This is a genomic window from Micromonospora sp. NBC_01699, from assembly GCF_036250065.1.
In the GTDB taxonomy this organism is placed as follows: Bacteria; Actinomycetota; Actinomycetes; order Mycobacteriales; family Micromonosporaceae; genus Micromonospora_G.
Window position 1 is genome coordinate 7,263,558 of the sequence record NZ_CP109199.1, and the last position, 18,703, is coordinate 7,282,260.

The following is an 18,703-nucleotide window of genomic DNA, read 5'->3' on the forward strand; positions in this document are numbered from 1 at the left end:
CGGTGGTCATTCAGCCCGCCCTATTCCGTACGCACGTCGACCGCCCGACCGGGATGGAACTCCCGGTCGGGCGGTCGGTACGTCAACTCGCGTCAGGCGGGCGCGACAGCGCGTGACCTGCGCATGGTGAGCACGTACTCCACCAGCGAGATCAGCACGTGCTTGGTCGACTCGCGGTTACGCGCGTCGCAAGCCACCACCGGGACGTCACTCGAAATGGCGAGCGCGTCCCGCACGTCCTGCGGGTCGTGGTACTGCATACCGTCGAAGCAGTTGATGGCCACCAGGTACGGCAGCCGCCGGTGCTCGAAGAAGTCGATCGCCGCGAAGCAGTCGGCCAATCGACGGGTGTCCACCAACACCACGGCCCCGATCGCTCCCCGTACCAGTTCGTCCCACATGAACCAGAAACGTGTCTGGCCCGGGGTGCCGAACAGGTAGAGGATCAGATCCCGGTCGATCGAGATCCGACCGAAGTCCATGGCGACCGTGGTGGTCGTCTTTCCCGGCACCTGTCGCGTGTCATCGACGCCGACGCCGGCGGACGTCATGATCGCCTCAGTGGTCAACGGCGTGATCTCCGAGACCGAGCCGACCAGCGTCGTCTTGCCGACGCCAAACCCACCGGCGATGACGATCTTCGCCGATGTCACGCGCCCGGGCATCGGGCGGTGCGACATGTCAGAGCCTGCGAAGTCCACTCAGCACCCTCTCCAGCAGTTCAGTGCCCACCGCGTCGTTAGAGTCGTCCAGGATTGTCGGTTCATGCACCGCGACCAGGCCTTCGGCGGCCATGTCAGCGATGAGGACCCGGGCCACTCCGAGCGGTAGCTGCATCCGCGCCGCGATTTCCGCGAGCGACTGCAACTGACCGTCACACAGCGCGGCGATGTATTGGTGCTCCCGACCCTGGCCGCCGTTGCCGTTACCGGCTGTCCGGCCGCGCACCGTCGTCTCGACCAGTGCCTCCAGGGCGATGTTGAGCCTCGGCCGGGTCCGTCCACGGGTGACGGCATATGGCCTGACCAACGCGCCAGTTGGCTCGTCGCGTTCAGCCATCATCGCCGTTCACCCCCTTCTCGCCCCGTCCGTGACCCGAGCCCCTGGAACTCGTCGTCCTTCTTTCGTTGCCGTCGCACCCGTTGACCGGGTGGCCGACCGGCGGCACTCCTAGCCCAGCATCCCCGCCGCGGCGCGCGGCGCGGGCGTGAGCGCGTCTCCCACCCGGTCGACGAGCAGTGCCATTTCGTAACCGACCTGTCCCACGTCGCTGTTGCGAGCGGCGAGCACCGCGAACGACGAACCGTCCGAGATGGACATGAGGAACAGGAAGCCATTGTCCATCTCGACCACGGTTTGCAAAACCGCGCCACCCTCGAAACAGCGTGCCGCGCCCTGGGTGAGGCTGACCAGTCCGGACGCGATGGCGGCGAGCTGGTCGGCCCGGTCACGCGGAAGGTCCCGTGACGACGCGAGGAGCAGACCGTCCGCGGAGACCGCGATCGCGTGTGCGACGCCCGGCACCCGGTCGGCGAAGTTGGCAAGCAGCCAACCGAGATCCTGCGTAGATGTCATGCTTCATGCTCCTTCTGACCGCTCCCGGCCGCGGGGCCTAAGCCGGCCTGCGGGGATTGCTGACCTCCCGGAGTCCCTTCCGGGTTGGTCGACGGGTCTTCCGAGGGGTTGGTACGGCCGCGCTGTACTCCACGGTGGTACGCGGACAGCAGGCCGCGTACCGCCTCCGGGGTCCGGCGTTGCACCGAGACGCTCGGCTTCTCCACCCCGCCGGGTACCAACTGTGCCATCGGCACCCGCTTGGGCAGACCCTTCTGCGTGGTCTCGGCGACCGGCACGTCGGTGGCCGCGGATGCGGCACGCCACCCGTCGTCGGCGGCCGTCTGCCAGCCGCCCACGGACGAGCCTGCCGGCCGGCTGGCGCCGTTGCCGTAGCCAACCGGTGCCGTCGTCGTCTCCGCCGGCCCCATCCCCCGGCCCAACCCGGCGGAAACCGCCGGAGCCGCCATAGCGGGGCTGGTAGGGGTGTTGACGGAACCGTTCTGGGTCGTGCTCCGGGCGGCGTCGGCGGTGACGTACTGGCCGTTGCCCGCAGTGGCGTCGTCGGCGGTCTCGTCGTTGACCTCGCGCCGGGTACGGAACCAGGCGGACTCCAGCTCACGGAAGATCGGCAGTTCCATGGTCTCGTCGGCGAACCTCGGCCGGGCCTCGACCGCCGCCGCCGAGGGCACCGTGATCGGCGGCTCGACCGACGAACGGGCGATCCGGGGCAGTTCGGCCGTCATGTCCAGCGCCGCCGCGAGCCGTTCCGGAACAGAGGGTGCGGGCACTTCCCGGTCGGCCGCGCTGACCGGCGGCCAAGCCGGCGGGGCACCCGCCGCCGTCGCGGGGGGCGTCGACACCGGCGGAGCGGACGGGGTGGACGCCGGCGGCAGGACCGGCGGCGTCAGCCCGGCGTTCGCCGGTCGGGCTTCCGGGGTGGTCGGGAGCTGCCGGGGGATGTTCGGTGCGGGCGTGCCCGTCGGTTCCGCGTCGTTGCTCGACTCGGTCGCCCGGCGTTGCGGCAGCGGGTCGACGCCGTGCCCGTTGGACGGACGCGGGCTGAACCCGTCGCTGCTGCCGTTGCTGCCGGCCTTCGCACCGGTGAGGTCGGACCAGGCCGGCATGCCGCGCCCGGCGCCGTTGCCACGGCTGGCTCCGTTACCGAACCCGCCGCCGTTGCTGCCCAGACCGGAACCGTTGCCGAGACCGCCGTTGCCGAGGCCGCCACCGCCGTTGCCGAGACCGCCACCGCCGTTGCCGAGGCCGCCGCTGTTGAACGCGGCCGGCTCGAACGGGCGACCGGTCGACCCGAGGTCGCGCTCCGGGGTCCGCTGGACCGGCGGGACCTGGCCGCTCTCCAGGGCCAGCGGGGGGCCGAAGCTGGGCCGCTGGTTCGGCGGCTGCTGCGCCGGGGTGGTGTAACCACCGGACTGCTGGGCCCGGCCGGAGAGCGCTCGCGGCACGAGCACCGAGGTCGGCATGGTGACATCGGCCACCGTGCCCCGGTCGGAGCCGGGTCGCAGCTCGACCTTGACCCCGTGCCGGGCGGCCAGTCGGGCGACCACCACCAGGCCCATCATCCGGGAGACCGCGACGTCCACCTGGGGTGGCGTGGCGAGTCGCTCGTTGAGGTCGTAGAGCTGGTCGGCGGTGATGCCGATGCCCCGGTCCTCGACGTAGAGCGACGCACGGTCACCGACCCGCCGGGCCTCGACCATGACCTGCGAGTCGGGCGGCGAGAAGGCGGTGGCGTTGTCGAAGAGCTCGGCGACCAGGTGGACCAGGTCGTTGACGGCGTGCGCGGCCACCTCGATGTCGCGGTCGACCACCCCGAACTCGATCCGGGTGTAGTGCTCGACCTCGGACTGGGCGGCCCGCAGCACGTCGATCAGAGCGGCCGGCTCACGCTGCACCCGGGTGGAGTCCGCGCCGGCGAGCACCAGCAGGTTCTCGTCGTTACGACGCATCCGGGTGGCCAGGTGGTCGAGCTGGAACAGCTCGGCCAACCGGTCCGGGTCCTCCTCGCCGCGCTCCAACCGGTCCAGGTGACCGATCAGCCGGTCGACCAGAATCTGCGAACGACGGGCCAGGTTGACGAACATCGTCGCGACGGACGAACGGAGCGCGGCCTGCTCGGCCGCGGTCCGGACCGCTTCGAGGTGGACCGCGTTGAATGCCTCGGTGACCTGCCCGAACTCGTCCTTGCCGCGTACCGGCAGGGGTTCGGCGATCTGGTTGGCGAGCTGCACCGGCGACATCTGGGCCGACAGCGCCGGGTCACGCAGTCGGGCGACCGCCTGGGGCAGGCCGTACTGGGCGATCGAGAGCGCGCCGTGGCGCAGCTCGCGCAGCGACCGGGCCATCGAGCGGGCCACGATCCAGGCGAACAGGATGGCCAACAGCAGCGTGGCGAGCAGCAGCGTGGTCTCGACGAAGACCTGCCGGCGTACGTCGTCGCGGATTGCGGTCGCCCGGTTGACCGCGTCACTGTCGAGCCGGGCCTCGACCGTACGGATCAGCTTCGCGTTGCCGATCATCGCCGCGTCCCACTTGTCCGCGTCGAACGGGGCGTCCGCCATGCTGTCGTTGGTCTTGCCCCGGATGTAGCCGCTGTAGTTGTCGGCCTCGCGCTGGTCGGAACCGGCCACCGTCTGCTCGTAGAACTCCGCCTCGGACCGGGTGGCGACCGACTGGAAGGACTGGAGTGCCTGCTGCTGACCGGTCTCGGTGGCGATGTAGTCGGTGCGCAGCACCGGGGTCAGCTCGTTCTGGATCAGGGCGCGGTGTACCACGACCCGGCGTACGGAGAGGAACTCCTTGGCGCGCGACGTCGCGGTGGCGGCCCGCATCCGCTCGCTCAGCGCACTGTCGCCGGCGAGCTGGGAGGCCGAGTCGCGGATGTCGAGCAGGTCGCTGATCAGGCCCTCGTACGACTGCGAGGCGTCGGTGAGCTTCAGCTTGGCGTTGACCACCTGGCTCCGGGTGGCCGGCAGGTCGGCCAGGCTCCGGTCGATCCGGGTGAGCAGACCGGTGAAGTTGGCCGGCAGGTCGTTCAGCTCGGCGCGCTGCTCGGAGTACGGGCCCTTGGCCTGGTCGATCCGGGGGTGCACCTTGCCGTACGCGTCCTGGTACTTCTCCTTCGCCTCCTGGTTCGGCGAGCCGAGCAGCAGTACGGCGGCGGCCCGCTCGTCCTGGAGGCCGTCGACGAGTTCGCCGGATGCCTGGGCCAGGTTGGCGAGGGTGCGGGCGCGTTCCGCGTTGTTGTAGGTCTGAAGGTGGTCGATGAGCCCGGTGGTGCCGACCACGATGGTGGCGAGGGTCGGCACGATCATGATGATGCCGAGCTTGGACCAGATCGGCATGTCACGGAGCCGGCCCATTGGCCGGCGGAGACGCGACAGGAAAGAGTTCGCCGTGTTCGGCCGCTTGCTCACGTCACCGCCCTCCCTTTTCGGCTCCCGCGCGTCGCAGCGGGCACCGCCCATCGACCGACCCGGCCGGGTCGGACCTCCGAGATTCCATCACGACACAAGTCAAAGAGAAAGCCCAGGTTGTCCGTCGCCGACGGTGTGATGGGATGTTCATGCAATTTGCTAGCAATCCGTCTGCTGGGAGTAACTCAAAGTAATGAGATCCTCTGTCGGAGTGGTGCTGCTCGCTGGACCCTCGGGCTCCGGAAAGTCGTACATCGCCCGTCGCACCGGGCTTCCCGTGCTCTCCCTCGACGATTTCTACAAGGACGGTGACGACCCTACGCTGCCGCGTCGGACCGGTTTGGCGGACTGGGAGTCACCACAGGCGTGGGACTCGGCCGGTGCCGTGGCGGCGATTGCCTCGCTGGTCGGGAGCGGCACTGCCGAAGTGCCGGTTTACGCGATCGGCGCGGACCGGCGGGTGGACACTCGGACATTCGATCTAGCCGGATCGCCACTCTTTATCGCCGAAGGGATTTTCGCTGCCGAGATAGTACCCGAATGCCGTCGACTCGGGTTGCTCGCCGGAGCGTACACGTTGCGCCGGCCACGCGGCGCGACCTTCTTTCGCCGACTGGCACGCGACCTGAGTGAACGACGTAAGGCACCGGGGCTGCTGGTTCGTCGGGGAGTCGCACTCGCCCGTGCCGAACCCGCGGTGCTGCGCCGGCAGACCGGCCTGGGCTGCGAGCCGACCCGGGGCGGTCAGGTGATCCGGCGGGTCGCCGCCCTGCACCACGCCGCGATCGACAACGGCACCCCGGTCGACAACGGCACCCCGGTCGACAACGGAGCCACGGTCGACAACGGAGCCACGGTGGGCTGCGCCGGGGGTACGGCCTGACCGTCCGGCGCAGCCGCACGGATCAGGGCAGCAGCTTGGCGTACGCCGGCTTGATCACCTCGTTGATGATCGCCAGCCGCTCGTCGAACGGGATGAACGCGCTCTTCATCGCGTTGATGGTGAACCACTGCAACTCGGCCCAGCCGTAGTCGAACGCCTCCACCAGCAGGGCCATCTCGCGCGACATCGAGGTGCCGCTCATCAGCCGGTTGTCGGTGTTGACCGTGGCCCGGAACCGCAGGTCGCGCAGCAGCCCGATCGGGTGCTCCGCGATCGACGCGGCGGCACCGGTCTGCACGTTCGACGACGGGCAGAGCTCCAGCGGGATCCGCTTGTCCCGCACGTACGCGGCCAGCCGGCCGAGCACCGGCTCGGTGCCGGCGGTGATGTCGTCGACGATCCGTACGCCGTGCCCGAGCCGGTCGGCGCCGCACCACTGGATCGCCTGCCAGATCGACGGCAGGCCGAACGCCTCGCCGGCGTGGATGGTGAAGTGGAAGTTCTCCCGCTGAAGGTATTCGAAGGCGTCCAGGTGCCGGGTGGGCGGGAAACCGGCCTCCGCGCCCGCGATGTCGAAGCCGACCACGCCGCTGTCCCGGAACCGGACCGCCAGCTCGGCGATCTCCTGTGACCGGGCGGCGTGCCGCATGGCGGTGAGCAGGGTGCCGATCCGGATCCGCTGGCCGGCCGCCGCCGCCAGTGCGGTGCCCTCGGCGAACCCGGCCACGGTCGCCTCGACCACCTCGTCCAGGCTCAGGCCAGCGTCCAGGTGCTGCTCCGGGGCGAATCGGACCTCGGCGTAGACGACGCCGTCGGCGGCCAGGTCCAGCGCGCACTCGGCGGCGACCCGGCGCAGCGCGTCGGCGGTCTGCATCACCGCCACGGTGTGCGCGAACGTTTCCAGATACCGCTCCAGCGATCCGGAGTCGGCGGCGGTGACGAACCACCGACCCAACTCGTCCGGATCCGTGCTGGGCAGCGGGTGCCCGATCGGGTCGGCCAGTTCGATGATGGTCGCCGGTCGCAGCCCGCCGTCCAGGTGGTCGTGCAGCAGCGCCTTGGGCGCCTTGACGATGTCTTCGTATTGGATTGCCACCATGACCAGACCCTAGTGCTCCGGCCGCCGGCACCGGGAAGGCGCGGCCGGGACGCCGGCCGTCCCGCCCGGTCCGCCCCGCGCGGGCCGGGCTCGGGCGGGGCGGGGACCGGGCACCGCCTAGGCTGGTGGGAGTGAGTTCAGATCCGTTGCGGTTCCTGCGCTGCCCGCTCTGCGGCCAGCCGCTCACCGCGGTCGACCCGGGCGCCGCGCGGGCGCTGCGCTGTCCGCGCGGGCACAGCTTCGATCTGGCCCGCCAGGGGTACGTCAACCTGCTCGCCGGCCGCGCCCCGCACACCGGAGACAGCCCGGAGATGGTCACCGCGCGGGTCGACTTCCTCGGCGCGGGCCACTACGACATGATCGCCGCCGCCCTGGTCGACGCGGCACGGCGAAGCACCGCCCCGACCGACGGCGGCGGGACGTACCCGGATCTGGTGGTTGACGCCGGTGCCGGGACCGGCTGGCACCTGGCTGCGGTGCTCGACGCCATGCCGGACGCGGTCGGGCTGGCCCTGGACGTGTCGAAGCCGGCGCTGCGCCGGGCGGCCCGCGCGCATCCCCGGGCGGCGGCCGCGCTCTGCGACACCTGGGCCGGGCTACCGCTGGCCGACGCGTCCGCGCGCCTGCTGGTCAACGTCTTCGCCCCGCGCAACGGGCCGGAGTTCCGCCGGGTGCTCCGGCCCGACGGCGCCCTGCTGGTGGTCACCCCGGCCGGCGACCACCTGACCGAGCTGGTCGACCAGCTGGATCTGCTGCGGGTCGACCCGGCCAAGGCCGACCGGGTGGCGGGCAGCCTGGCCGGCGAGTTCGACCTGGTCGACCGGACCCGGCACACCCACCCGATGCGGCTCGACCGGCGCGAGGTGGCCACCCTGGTCGGGATGGGACCGAGCGCCTGGCATGTCGACCCGGCCCGGCTCACGGCCCGGATCGAGGCACTACCCGAGCCGGTCGGAGTCACCGCCGCCGTGGAACTGGCCCACTACCGACCACGCTGAGGCAGCCGCCCCGGACCGGCCGACGTCAGGTGGACAGGTCGACTTCCTCCCAGCCGCCCGGCGGATCGTGGTACGGCCCACGGAAGATCACCGCCCACTCCAGCGCCCATCGGCGCTGGCCGATCGCGTTCGCGCCGATCAGACTCGGGTGTGTCCCGCCCAGCCGCTCCAGCTCCAGGTGCCCCCAGTCGAGGCAGTAGTAGAAGTCGAGCAGGGCGGCGACCTCCACCGCATCCCTGGGTGCGACCAGGGTGCGCGACCGCCACTGGGCAAACGTCTCCCCCGCCACCAGGTTCGGCAACAACTCGGTCAGCCGCTCGTCGGTCGGCTCCGACGGGTCGAGGTGCTTGGTCAGCCCGAGCACCCAGGCGAGGGCGAAGACCGCGTCGTGGTGCAGGACGAACGAGCGGTGGTCGCCCCGGCCGCCCATCACGAACTGCCACTCCGGTGGGGTGACCAGGTCGAGCAGATGCGAGCCGAGCAACCAGCCCATCCCCGCCTCGGGCGGCATGCCGAAGCAGCGGGCCAGGATCACCTGCAAGATGGCGGCGCGGGCCTCGATCTCGGCCGTCGGCCGCAGCTCCACCTCGTCGCCGGGTTCCCAGACGAGGGGAAACTGCGTTGGCGGCAGCGGCAGCCCGAGGCGGCTCATCTCGTCGAGGTTGGCCGTTCGTACGGCCCGAGGGTCGGGAGCGGGTACGGTCACAGCTTCGTCCCTGCAAGTCGTCAGCGGCTCGGCACCGGATGATCCCCCTGGCCAGGGAGAGTAGCGGTTCACGGGCGGCGCCACCATGGCGACCCACCGGTCGTACCGGGCGGGCTGACCGAACGGCGCACGGGCTAGCTGATCCGTTCGAGGACCAGCGGTGCCGGCACCGGTGCGGCGTCCGCGACGGTGACCGCGGTGCCGGCGGTGGCCAGGGCCGCCGGGATACGCGACGCGCTGTCCGCACGCAGTTCGTAGAGCACGTCGCCGGCCCGTACCCGGTCGCCCGGACGCTTGTGCAGCAGTACGCCGGCACCGGCACTGACCGGGTCCTCCTTGCGGGCCCGGCCGGCACCGAGCTGCCACGCGGCGACCCCGACGGTGTACGCGTCGACGGTCGAGACGTACCCGTCCCGGTCGGCCCGGACCAGCTCGGTCTCGTTCGCGGTCGGCAGCGGGGCGTCCGGGTCGCCGCCCTGTGCCCGGATCATGGCGCGCCAGGCGTCCATCGCGCGGCCGTCGCGCAGGGCCGGCTCGGGGTCGACGTCGGACAGTCCGGCGGCGTCGAGCATCTCCCGGGCGAGCGCGAGGGTCAGTTCCACTATGTCGGCCGGTCCGCCGCCGGCCAGCACCTCGACCGATTCGGTCACCTCGACCGCGTTGCCGACCGCCAGGCCGAGCGGGGTGGACATCTCGGTGAGCAGGGCGACGGTGCGTACGCCGTGCGCGGTGCCGAGGTCGACCATGGTGCGGGCCAGTTCGCGGGCGTCGTCGACGGACTTCATGAACGCGCCGCTGCCGACCTTCACGTCCAGCACCAGGGCGCCGGTCCCCTCGGCGATCTTCTTGCTCATGATCGAGCTGGCGATCAGCGGGATCGCCTCGACCGTGCCGGTGACGTCGCGCAGCGCGTACAGCTTGCGGTCGGCCGGGGCGAGGTGGTCGCCGGCCGCGCAGATCACCGCGCCGGTGTCGGCGAGCTGGTTGATGAACTCGTCGTTGGTCAGCGCGGCCCGCCAACCGGGGATCGACTCCAGCTTGTCCAGGGTGCCGCCGGTGTGGCCGAGCCCGCGTCCGGACAGCTGGGGTACGGCGGCGCCGCAGGCGGCGACCAGCGGGGTCAACGGCAGCGTGATCTTGTCACCGACGCCACCGGTGGAGTGCTTGTCCACGGTCGGCCGGCGTACGCCGGACAGGTCGAGCCGCTCACCACTGTTGATCATCGCGGCGGTCCACCGGGCGATCTCCGCCGGAGTCATGCCGCGCAGCAGGATGGCCATGGCGAGGGCGGACATCTGCTCGTCCGCGACCAACCCCCGGGTGTACGCGTCGACCACCCAGTCGATCTGCCCGTCGCTGAGCACACCACCGTCGCGCTTGGTCCGGATCACCTCGACCGCACTGAACGTACCCATGGGCCCGCCACCCGCCTTTCCGATAATTTGATCTTTGCGTGCCCGCCCGGCACCACGTTCCCGCCCCGGCACGGCGTACCCCGCCCCGGTAGGGACGGGTTCGATCGCCGGGGTCAGTCGATGTCGGATCCGGGCCAGCGGACCGGGATCTCCATCGGCGGCTCGCCCTCGCCGGCCCAGTACAGGCCACCGGCCGCGTCGACCACCACCACCCTGGGCGTACGGGCGTGGCCCCAGGTGACCGCGTCGTCCGGGTCGTCCCAGCTCGGCGCCTCCTCCAGCACCCCGGTGGGCTCGTCGCCGTCGTCGCCCGCGGACCGCTCCCAGTAGCCGGTCCAGACCTGCTTCCCGCCGGAGACGTCCGGGTGGACGAAGACGGTGCCCCGGCCCCGCCAGGCGGCGAGCCGTTCCGGCACGGTCGGCAGGACCGGTGGGGCGAGGACCGCCTCCAGGTCCGCCACGTCGAACGCATGCGGCAGCAACTCGGCCATCCGCAGCGGCCGGGGGGTCGCCTCGACCAGGCATTCCGCCCCGCCCTGCTCCCAGAGCAGCTGCCGGCACCGGCCGCACGGCATCAGCGGTTCACCGGTGGCGTCGACACAGGACAGGGCGACCAGCCGGCCACCACCGGTGGCGTGCAGGGCGGAGATCACCCCGCACTCAGCGCACAGGGTCACGCCGTACGCGGCGTTCTCCACGTTGCAGCCGACCACCACCCGGCCGTCGTCAACCAGCCCGGCCGCCCCGACCGGGAAGTTCGAGTACGGGGCGTAGGCGTGCCGCATCGCCTCGGTGGCGGCGGCCCGCAGGCCGATCCAGTCGATCTCCATTGTCACGTCCCCATCCTGCCCCGCCGCTGGTCAGACCCGCCAACCGGCCGCCGTAACCCGCCCCGATCAGCCCTTGATGTAGGGCTTGCCGTCGGCGGCCGGTGCCCGGACCCGGCCGACCAGCCCGGCGACGGCCAGGATGGTGGCGAGGTACGGCAGCATCGCCAGGAAGTCGCTGGGGATGACGCTGTTGATCGCGCTCAGGTAGGTGCCGAGCTGGTCGGCGAAGCCGAAGAAGAGCGCGGCGAGCAGCGCCCCGGTCGGACTCCACCGGCCGAAGATCAGCGCGGCCAGGGCGATGAAGCCCTTACCGCCGATCATGTTCTTGCTGAACGTGTAGAGCGCCAGCGTGTACGAGGCGCCGCCGATCCCGGCGACCGCACCGGCCAGCAGCACGTTGCGGTAGCGCAGCCGGAGCACCCGTACGCCGAGGGTGTCCGCGGCGGTCGGGTGTTCGCCGACCGAGCGGGTACGCAGCCCCCAGCGGGTCCGGAACAGACCGAAGTGGATCACCAGCACCAGGACCAGCGCCAGGTAGAGGAAGATGTTGCTCTCGAAGATCGCCGGCCCGATCACCGGGATCTCCGACAGCAGCGGGATCGACCAGTTGCCGAAGTGCGGCGGCTGGTTGTACGTCGCCGCGTCGGTCTGCATCAGCCGCTCGTAGAGGAACCCGGTCAGGCCGACCGCCAACAGGTTCAGCACGATTCCCATGACCACCTGGTCGACCAGGTAGCGGATGGAGAAGACGGCGAGCAGCAGCGAGATGAAGGCGCCGCCGATGGCCGCCGCGACCAGCCCGACCCAGACGCTGCCGGTGAGCGAGCCGAACAGCGCACCGGCGAAGGCGCCCATCAGCAGCTGGCCCTCGATCGCCACGTTGACCACACCGGAGCGTTCGCAGAGCACCCCGGCCAGCGCCCCGAAGATCAGCGGCAGGGCCAGCAGGAAGGTGTTCCGGACGATGTTGACCAGGGGCATGAAGTTCTGCCCCGTCGGGGCGGCCGAAACCTGCCAACAGAGAAAGGAGAGGACCAGGCCAACCACGCCGACGCCGAGCAGCACCGTGAACCAGCGCTTGGGCACGCCGAACAGCAGCGCACCGCCGGCCGCGGCGGCGATCAGCCCGAACAGGATCGCGCCGGCCGTACCGTTGATCTCCAACGCGGCACCGGCCGCGTCCTCGCTGAGGGTGAACCGGGCCAGCTCGCCGGTGGCGAGCGCCCCGAAGGCGATCGCCGCGGCCAGCCCGAAGACGACCAGCCCGAGGCCGATCCGCCGGTTGCGGGTCCAAAACCCCTGGTGTACGGGGGCCAGAGCGACATCCCCCACTGCCATCGTGGACATCGACTACCAGCCCTTCGCCAGGCTCGTCTGCAATCGGGCGGCTCGCGCGGCGCGGAGCTGGAAGATCGCCTTGATCAGGGCGGGTGCGGCGATGAAGATGACGATCAGTGCCTGTAGCACGGTCACCAGCTCCAGCGAGATCCCGGCGTACGACTGCATCCGGTTGCCGCCGGCCTGTAGTGCGCCGAAGAGCAGCGCGGCGAGCAGGACGCCCCATGGTTTGACCCGCCCGAGCAGGGCCACCAGGATCCCGTCGAAGCCGATCTGTGCCACCACCAGCGGAGTGAGCGCGCTGGCCGTGGAGCCGACCACCATGTTCGCCCCGCCGAGCCCGGCCAGCGCCCCGGAGATCACCATCAGCAGCACGTACGTCTTGGTGACGCTGATGCCGGCGGTCCGGGCGGCGTCCGGGTTGGCGCCGACCGCGCGCAGTTCGAAGCCGAAGGTGGACCGGTTGAGCAGCCAGGCGACCACCGCCGTGGCGACCACCGCGAGCAGGATGCCGGCGTGCACCCGCAGGTCGCTGCCGAGCAGCCGGGGCAGTTGCGCCGACGAGTCGACCGAGCGGCTGATCGCGTCGGACCGGTCCGGGTCGTGTACGACCTTCTGGAGGATCACCCAGGAGAGCAGGTAGACGGCGACGTAGTTGAGCATGATCGTGTTGATCACCTCGTGCGCGCCGGTCCGGGCCTTCAGGAAACCGGGGATGAAGCCCCAGATCGCCCCGCCGAGCGCACCGGCGAGCAGCGCGACTATCAGGTGGATCACCGGCGGCAGCGGGATCAGGAAGCCGGCCAGCGCGGCCAGGATCACGCCGAGCGTGGCCTGACCCTGGGCACCGATGTTGAACAGCCCGCCACGGAAGGCCAGCGCGACCGCCAGCCCGGTGAAGACCAGCGGCGCGGTGTACGTCAGCGTCTCGGAGATCGGCGCGAAGACCAGTTCCCAGCCGTTCTTGCCGTCGATCCAGCCCTGTACGGCGGCCGGGTCGAACACCGCGCCCTTGAACAGGTTGGCGTACGCCTCGCTGACCACGGCCCAGCTCGAATTGAACGCGTCCTGCGGCCGGGCGGTGATGTAGCTGTAGGTGTGCAGCACCTCCGGGTCGGAGATGATGATCAGGATCGCGCCGATCACCGTCGCCAGGACGATGGCCAGCACCGTCACGGTGAGGGTGTTGGCCGCCCAGAGGTTCTGCAAAAAGCTGCGCAGCAGTTGTGGACCGCGACCGGGCGGGGTCGCGGGCTCGTCACCCGTACCCGGCTTCGGCGGGTCGGCGTTCGCCGCCGCCGACCGCGCGGCCCCCGCCTGGCTCGCCGGATCCTTGTCCGGCGACGCCCCACCAGCAATCTCGCTCATGCCGCCGCCTCGCTTCGCTCGCCGCCGTCATGAGGCCCATCCGCACTGAGCCCGATGATTCGCTCGCTCCGCTCGCTCATGCCGTTTCCTCGTCCGCAGGGGTGCTACCGGGAGTCGGGGTCGCCGACTCGTCGGTTATCCCGGCCATCAGCAGCCCGATCTCCTCGCGAGGGGTGTCCGGACCGACGATGCCGAGGATCCGGCCGCGGTACATCACCGCGATCCGGTCGGCCAGGCCGATCACCTCGTCCAGCTCGCTGGAGATAAGCAGTACGGCGGTGCCGATGTCCCGCTCGCGCACTATCCGCTGGTGGATGAACTCGATCGAGCCGACGTCGACGCCACGGGTCGGTTGCGCGGCGACGAACAGCTTCAGTGGGCGGGACAGTTCCCGGGCCACGATGACCTTCTGCTGGTTGCCGCCGGAGAGCGTGCCGACGGCCGCGTCGGCGCTGGGCGTACGGATGTCGAACTGCTCGATCCGCTCGGCGGCCGACCGGGCGATCTCGTCCGGCCGCAGCCGCAGCCCGGTGCCGAACGGCGGCTGGTCGTAGATGTCCAGCACCAGGTTCTCGGCGATGCTGAACTCCTTGACCAACCCGTCGACGCTGCGGTCCTCGGGCACGTAACCGACCCCGGCGCGCAGCACCTTCTTGGTCGACCAGCCGTCGATCCGCTGTCCGACCAGGCTCACCGAGCCGGCCAGCACCGGCCGCAGACCCATGATCGCCTCGACCAGTTCGGTCTGGCCGTTGCCCTGAACCCCGGCGATGCCGAGCACCTCACCGGCGCGCACGGTCAGGTCGACACCGTCCACCGCCCGGTAGGCGCGCTCGTCGTCGACGACCAGCCCCTCGATCTCCAGCACCGGTTCGCCCGGATCGGCGGGACCCTTCTCGACCAGCAGGTTGACCGTACGGCCGACCATCTGGGCGGCCAGTTCGTCCTCGCTGGCCTGCGGGCTCGCCGTACCGACGGTCCGGCCGCGCCGGATCACCGTGATCCGGTCGGCGATCGCCTTGACCTCGCGCAGCTTGTGCGTGATGAACACGATCGACTTGCCGGACTCCTTGAGCGCCCGCATCACCGCGAGCAGCTCGTCGGTCTCCTGTGGCGTCAGCACCGCGGTCGGCTCGTCCAGGATGAGCAGGTCGACGTCGCGGGTCAGCGCCTTGACGATCTCGACCCGCTGCTGCACCCCGACCGGCAGGTCCTCGATCACCGCGTCCGGGTCCACCCGCAGGTTGTAGCGGGCGGAGACCTCGGAGACGAGCTTGCGGGCCCGCCGCTTGTCGAGGAACCCGGCGAGGCCGCCGCGTACCTGCTCGGCGCCGAGCATGACGTTCTCGGTGACGGTGAACACCGGCACCAACATGAAGTGCTGGTGCACCATGCCGATCCCGGCGCCGATGGCATCCGCCGGCCCCTTGATCCGCAGTGGTACGCCGTCGACCAGGATCTCGCCCTCGTCGGGCTGGATCAGGCCGTACAGCACGTTCATCAGAGTGGACTTGCCCGCGCCGTTCTCTCCGAGAAGCGCGTGAATCTCTCCTGGCTCAACCGTCAGATCGATGTGGTCGTTGGCGACCAGGTCACCGAACCGCTTGGTGATGCCGCGCAGTTCGAGTCTCAGCGCAACCTCCTGGAGTGCGGGCGATGGTGCAGCCTAGCCGCCACCGGGACGGGGCGGGAGGGGGAACGGGTCAGCGGTGTCGACCCGTTCGGCCGACGGCTGAGCATGCTACGGGGCCTGCCTGAACGTACGCTCAGGGCCGTCCCGACCAGGGCGGGACAACGCCCCGGGGCGTACCACGGCCGCTCCGGTCCGCGGTGCGACCACGGTGCCGGAGCGGCCGGTTTGGTGCCGGGTGACCGGCCGTCGGGAAGGTGTTCCCAGCTACGACGGCCGGTCGGACGTCACTTCGGCTGGGCCGGGGAGGTGACCTTGATGGTGCCGGCGCTGATGTCGGCCTTCAGCTTCTCGACCTCTGCCTTCAGCTCGGCCGGAACCTTGCTGTCGAAGTCGTGGTACGGGGCCAGCGCGACGCCGTCGTTGGCGAGCGTGCCGGTGAAGCCCGGGTCGTGCGCGAGCGCCTCGCCCTTGGCGGCCTTGGTCACGGCGTCCCGGACGACGTCCGGGATGTTCTTGACCACGGTGGTGACCAGGGCCGGGCAGTTCGGGGTGCTCTCGCAGCCGTCCACGTCGACCCAGATCGCGCTGAACTTGCCACCGGACGCCTGCGCGGCGGCGGTGGTGCCCTGACCGGCGCCACCGGCGACCGGCATGACGATGTCGGCGCCTTGGGCGACCAGGGTGTCGCTGACCTTCTTGCCCTCGTCCTGCTTGACGAAGTCGTTGGTGAACGACCCGTCCTGGGTGGCCTTGTTCCAGCCGAGCACCTGGACCGTCTTGCCCTTGACCTTGTTGTACTCGGCCACGCCGTCGGCGAAGCCGTCCATGAAGATGGTCACCGGCGGGATCTTGAGGCCGCCGTAGGTGCCGACCTTGCCGGTCTTGGTCATGCCCGCCGCGACGTAGCCGGCGAGGAACGCGGCCTGCGCCGTGTCGAACTGCATCGGGTAGACGTTGCTCTCCGCCAGCTTCGCGTCGACGATGCCGAACTGCTGGTCCGGGTTCGCCTTCGCGATCTTGGAGGTGGCGTCGCCCATCAGGCCGCCGACCGCGAGGATGAAGTCGCAGTCCTGCTGCACGTACTGGGTCAGGTTGGGCTCGTAGTCGGCCTCGGCCTTCGAGGCGACGTACTTGATGTCGATGTTGGGGTCCGCCGCCTTGGCCTCTTGCAGGCCCTTCCAGGCGGAGGTGTTGAACGACTTGTCGTCGATGCCACCGACGTCGGTCACCATGCAGGCGTTGTACTTCTTGGCGGCGGTGTCCGTGCCGCCGCTCTCGCTCGGTGCCTCGCCGCAGGCGGCGACGCCCAACGCGAGCCCACCTACCGCGAATACCGAAACGATCCGCATCCCACGCACTGAGCGCAAGACGGTCTCCTTCCCCATGCACACCGACTCGCGGTGGCAGCCCATCAGCCGGCCTGCACCTTGCACCCGGCGTCCCACGTTAGGACGGGAGCGTACGCCCGCGCCCACCCACCGGCTGACAATCGTGCCCGACTGTTGAGGTGCTGTTACCCTCACGTAACTCTCTCGTGGTCGAAATCACTCTTCGTGGTGGTACCCGAACAACCACATCCACCTAAACGGACCTTAAGCGGAGTTTCCCCTGCTCAGAGCCGTACCACTGGGTGACCAACCGGGAACCGTTGGCCAAGTTCCGCGTTAATAACAATTCCTCAAGCCACCGAATTCGACAGCATTCGGCTCTCCTCCGTATCGGCGGGGGCGCCCTGGGTGATCGCGATCGCCGCCCGACCGATCACTGCCAGTAGCAACCCGAGCAGGGCGTACCCCGCGAGGATCAACAGCGGCGCGAGCGCGCCGGCCCCCTCGAAGAAGGCGGCCGACCGCAACAGGTTCGACCCGGCGCCGACCGGCAGCCACTGACCGATCTCCCCCCACGGCCGGGGCAGCAGTTCGGGTGCGGCGGCCACCGCGCCGAGCGAGTTGCCGACCAGGAAGAGCAGGAAGGCGCCGAGCCCGATGCCGGCCCGGCCGAGCAGTGCGCCTAGCCCGGTCACCATGGCCGAGGTCGCCAGCGCGAACAGCCCGATGGCCGAGGCGTTGGACAGGTAGTCGCCGGGCAGCACACCGAGCCAGCCCTGGAGCACGGCGGCGCCGACGAGACCGGCCAGGACGCCGTAGGTGAGCAGACCGGCCAGCCGGGCGACCCGACCGGCGGCGAACAGGGCGAGTAGCGCTCCGGCCAGCACGCTGACCAGCGCCAGGGGCAGGAACCCGGCCGCGAACCCGGTGCCGCGTGGGTCGTCCGGGTCGGCCGGCACCACGTCGACCACCCGTACCGCAGTGCCGTCGGCACGGGCGGCCTCGGTGAGCAGGGTGGCCACGGTGGGGCTGGCACCGGTGGCGGTGTGCAGGGTGAGCCCGTCCGGGCCGGGGACGAAGGCGGCGTACACCTCGCGGTCGCGCAACGCCCGATCGGCCGCCGCCGGGTCGGGCAGCAGGCGCAGGTCGAAGGCGCCGGGCCGGCTCTGCGCCAGCCGGGCCGCGAGCGCCTCGGCGGCGGGCGCCGGGCCGGCGACCGCGATCGGCAGGTCGCGCGGCGCCAGGTTCGCCGCCGGTGCCGCGAACAGGGGTACGAGCAGCGCCTGTAGGACCACCGCCACGGCGGCCAGCAGGACGGCGACGACAATCGGTGACCTGGCCCGGGTGGTTGGCTCAGTCATCTCCCTCTCCTTAAAACGAGCGCTCGTTCTCTTAAGCGCAGCGTCCCATCGCCCCGGATCGCTAGTCAAGAACGAACGCTCGTTTTATTATTTGTGACATGCCCCGCGTCTCCGACGAACATCTCGCCGCCCGCCGCCAGCAGATCCTCGACGCGGCGAGACGCTGCTTCCTGCGCGACGGCTTCCACAACACCTCGATGCAGGACGTGATCGCCGAGGCCGGGCTCTCGGTCGGCGCGGTGTACCGCTACTTCAGGAGCAAGAACGACCTGATCACCTCGATCGCCGAGACCGCGATCAGCAGTGCCGACCAGGTGTTCGTCGACATCACCGCACACGACCCGCCACTGCCCCTGCTCGCCGCGATGGACCGCGCACTGACCTTTGTCGACGGGCAGACCGGTCCGGACGGTGTGCTGCGCATCGCCGTCCAGGTCTGGTCCGAGTCGCTGCGCGATCCCGCGCTGGCGGAGTTCGTCCGGCAGAAGTACACCGACTTCCGCCACCAATTCGTGATCCTCGCCAAACGGGCCCGCGAGACCGGTGAGCTACCGGCGGGCGCCGATCCCGAGGCCACCGGCGCGGCCCTGTTCGGCCTGGTCCCCGGCTATTTCATGCAGCGCATCCTGGCCGACGGACCGGACCGGGCAACCTACCTCGCCGGCGTACGGGCGTTGCTGGCGGCGACACCGGTGGACGACTGACCCGCCCGGCCGGGGATGACCGCGCCGGCCGACCCGTTCGGATCCGGCG

General features: G+C 70.5%; 16 protein-coding genes. 3 read left to right on the forward strand and 13 right to left on the reverse strand.

The genetic code is table 11. The annotated features are described in order from the left end of the window. Window positions 1-92: 92 nt before the first annotated feature. The 4 genes from OG792_RS29865 to OG792_RS29880 all read right to left on the reverse strand — a co-directional run bounded on the left by OG792_RS29865 (window position 93) and on the right by OG792_RS29880 (window position 4,991). Entirely contained in the window at window positions 93-680 is a 588-nt protein-coding gene (locus OG792_RS29865) for a GTP-binding protein (protein WP_326563144.1), read from the reverse strand. 1 nt (window position 681) lies between these two features. Continuing rightward, window positions 682-1,059 (reverse strand): DUF742 domain-containing protein, encoded by a 378-nt coding sequence (locus tag OG792_RS29870; protein WP_329111511.1) that lies wholly within the window; start codon window positions 1,057-1,059, stop codon window positions 682-684. Window positions 1,060-1,170: 111 nt separating this feature from the next. Continuing rightward, window positions 1,171-1,575 (reverse strand): roadblock/LC7 domain-containing protein, encoded by a 405-nt coding sequence (locus OG792_RS29875; RefSeq protein ID WP_121157211.1) that lies wholly within the window; start codon window positions 1,573-1,575, stop codon window positions 1,171-1,173. Continuing rightward, window positions 1,572-4,991, reverse strand: coding sequence for a sensor histidine kinase (locus OG792_RS29880; protein WP_329104510.1), 3,420 nt, complete (start codon window positions 4,989-4,991; stop codon window positions 1,572-1,574). The genes OG792_RS29875 and OG792_RS29880 overlap by 4 nt, the downstream gene beginning before the upstream one ends. 577 nt (window positions 4,992-5,568) lie before the next feature. On the opposite strand from OG792_RS29880, the gene OG792_RS29885 reads away from it, so the two are divergent. Then, a complete protein-coding gene (locus OG792_RS29885) occupies window positions 5,569-5,874 on the forward strand; it encodes a hypothetical protein (RefSeq protein ID WP_329104512.1) in 306 nt (101 codons plus the stop codon). 22 nt (window positions 5,875-5,896) lie between these two features. Here OG792_RS29885 and OG792_RS29890 read toward each other — a convergent pair whose 3' ends face one another. Further along, complete coding sequence (locus tag OG792_RS29890; RefSeq protein WP_329104514.1) at window positions 5,897-6,973, reverse strand: adenosine deaminase; 1,077 nt, start codon at window positions 6,971-6,973, stop codon at window positions 5,897-5,899. Between the two features lie 131 nt (window positions 6,974-7,104). On the opposite strand from OG792_RS29890, the gene OG792_RS29895 reads away from it, so the two are divergent. After that, the gene (locus OG792_RS29895; protein ID WP_442932326.1) at window positions 7,105-7,971 is read left to right on the forward strand and encodes a putative RNA methyltransferase; all 867 of its coding nucleotides are present in this window, start codon (window positions 7,105-7,107) and stop codon (window positions 7,969-7,971) included. A gap of 25 nt (window positions 7,972-7,996) precedes the next feature. Here the strand turns inward: OG792_RS29895 and OG792_RS29900 are convergent, their stop codons facing one another. The 8 genes from OG792_RS29900 to OG792_RS29935 form a co-directional block, all read right to left on the reverse strand. Further along, window positions 7,997-8,623, reverse strand: a complete 627-nt coding sequence (locus tag OG792_RS29900) for a DUF4272 domain-containing protein (protein ID WP_329111514.1) — start codon at window positions 8,621-8,623, stop codon at window positions 7,997-7,999. A gap of 188 nt (window positions 8,624-8,811) precedes the next feature. Further along, on the reverse strand, window positions 8,812-10,092 hold the full coding sequence (locus tag OG792_RS29905) for a thymidine phosphorylase (protein ID WP_329104515.1): 1,281 nt from the start codon (window positions 10,090-10,092) through the stop codon (window positions 8,812-8,814). A 113-nt stretch (window positions 10,093-10,205) separates the two neighbouring features. After that, complete coding sequence (locus OG792_RS29910; RefSeq protein WP_329111516.1) at window positions 10,206-10,922, reverse strand: cytidine deaminase; 717 nt, start codon at window positions 10,920-10,922, stop codon at window positions 10,206-10,208. Between the two features lie 66 nt (window positions 10,923-10,988). Continuing rightward, window positions 10,989-12,269, reverse strand: a complete 1,281-nt coding sequence (locus tag OG792_RS29915; RefSeq protein WP_329104517.1) for an ABC transporter permease — start codon at window positions 12,267-12,269, stop codon at window positions 10,989-10,991. A 3-nt stretch (window positions 12,270-12,272) separates the two neighbouring features. After that, window positions 12,273-13,628, reverse strand: coding sequence for an ABC transporter permease (locus OG792_RS29920; RefSeq protein WP_329104519.1), 1,356 nt, complete (start codon window positions 13,626-13,628; stop codon window positions 12,273-12,275). Between the two features lie 76 nt (window positions 13,629-13,704). Continuing rightward, window positions 13,705-15,261 (reverse strand): ABC transporter ATP-binding protein, encoded by a 1,557-nt coding sequence (locus OG792_RS29925; RefSeq protein WP_329111518.1) that lies wholly within the window; start codon window positions 15,259-15,261, stop codon window positions 13,705-13,707. A 284-nt stretch (window positions 15,262-15,545) separates the two neighbouring features. Further along, entirely contained in the window at window positions 15,546-16,610 is a 1,065-nt protein-coding gene (locus tag OG792_RS29930) for a BMP family lipoprotein (RefSeq protein WP_329111519.1), read from the reverse strand. Window positions 16,611-16,939: 329 nt separating this feature from the next. Next, on the reverse strand, window positions 16,940-17,950 hold the full coding sequence (locus tag OG792_RS29935) for a hypothetical protein (protein WP_329104521.1): 1,011 nt from the start codon (window positions 17,948-17,950) through the stop codon (window positions 16,940-16,942). A 98-nt stretch (window positions 17,951-18,048) separates the two neighbouring features. Here OG792_RS29935 and OG792_RS29940 point away from each other — a divergent pair, with 98 nt between their 5' ends. Beyond that, window positions 18,049-18,654, forward strand: a complete 606-nt coding sequence (locus OG792_RS29940; RefSeq protein ID WP_329104523.1) for a TetR/AcrR family transcriptional regulator — start codon at window positions 18,049-18,051, stop codon at window positions 18,652-18,654. The last annotated feature ends 49 nt before the right edge of the window (window positions 18,655-18,703 follow it).

Coding starts and splice junctions, on each gene's coding strand:
- OG792_RS29875 (WP_121157211.1), bottom strand. CDS start 1,575: ATGACATCTACGCAGGATCTCGGTTGGCTGCTTGCCAACTTCGCCGAC.
- OG792_RS29915 (WP_329104517.1), bottom strand. CDS start 12,269: ATGTCCACGATGGCAGTGGGGGATGTCGCTCTGGCCCCCGTACACCAG.
- OG792_RS29910 (WP_329111516.1), bottom strand. CDS start 10,922: ATGGAGATCGACTGGATCGGCCTGCGGGCCGCCGCCACCGAGGCGATG.
- OG792_RS29940 (WP_329104523.1), top strand. CDS start 18,049: ATGCCCCGCGTCTCCGACGAACATCTCGCCGCCCGCCGCCAGCAGATC.
- OG792_RS29905 (WP_329104515.1), bottom strand. CDS start 10,092: ATGGGTACGTTCAGTGCGGTCGAGGTGATCCGGACCAAGCGCGACGGT.
- OG792_RS29930 (WP_329111519.1), bottom strand. CDS start 16,610: ATGCGGATCGTTTCGGTATTCGCGGTAGGTGGGCTCGCGTTGGGCGTC.
- OG792_RS29935 (WP_329104521.1), bottom strand. CDS start 17,950: ATGACTGAGCCAACCACCCGGGCCAGGTCACCGATTGTCGTCGCCGTC.
- OG792_RS29890 (WP_329104514.1), bottom strand. CDS start 6,973: ATGGTGGCAATCCAATACGAAGACATCGTCAAGGCGCCCAAGGCGCTG.
- OG792_RS29900 (WP_329111514.1), bottom strand. CDS start 8,623: ATGAGCCGCCTCGGGCTGCCGCTGCCGCCAACGCAGTTTCCCCTCGTC.
- OG792_RS29865 (WP_326563144.1), bottom strand. CDS start 680: ATGTCGCACCGCCCGATGCCCGGGCGCGTGACATCGGCGAAGATCGTC.
- OG792_RS29870 (WP_329111511.1), bottom strand. CDS start 1,059: ATGGCTGAACGCGACGAGCCAACTGGCGCGTTGGTCAGGCCATATGCC.
- OG792_RS29920 (WP_329104519.1), bottom strand. CDS start 13,628: ATGAGCGAGATTGCTGGTGGGGCGTCGCCGGACAAGGATCCGGCGAGC.